We start from the raw sequence: 475 nt of genomic DNA, 5'->3' as shown, positions 1-475 counted from the left end.
CCGGTGTCGGTGCAGTCGATGACGACGACGCGTACGTCCGACATCGGGGCGACGCTCCAGCAGATCGCCGAGCTGACGGCGTCGGGCTGCCAGATCGTGCGCGTGGCGTGTCCGACGCAGGACGACGCGGACGCGCTGGCGGTGATCGCGCGGAAGTCGCAGATCCCGGTGATCGCCGATATTCACTTCCAGCCGAAGTACGTGTTCGCGGCGATCGACAACGCGGGCTCCCTGGACAAGCGTCTGCTGGCCAAGTACGGCAAGGCGACGCCGGAGGCGCTGGTGGAGTCGGCGCTGTGGGAGGCGTCGCTGTTCGAGGAGCACGGGTTTCGGGACATCAAGATCTCGGTGAAGCACAACGATCCGGTGGTGATGGTCAATGCCTACCGGCAGCTGGCGGCCGCCAGTGACTATCCGCTGCACCTGGGTGTGACCGAGGCGGGTCCCGCTTTCCAGGGGACGATCAAGTCGGCGG

General features: G+C 66.7%; 1 protein-coding gene. It reads left to right on the top strand.

The annotated features are described in order from the left end of the window. Nucleotides 1-475: flavodoxin-dependent (E)-4-hydroxy-3-methylbut-2-enyl-diphosphate synthase (locus IG74_RS0145100; RefSeq protein WP_030689783.1), on the top strand; the 475-nt coding region annotated here is incomplete at both ends.

The organism is Streptomyces sp. NRRL B-1347 (assembly GCF_000720325.1).
Classification (GTDB): Bacteria; Actinomycetota; Actinomycetes; order Streptomycetales; family Streptomycetaceae; genus Streptomyces.
This window is presented reverse-complemented; position numbering and strand designations above follow the sequence as displayed.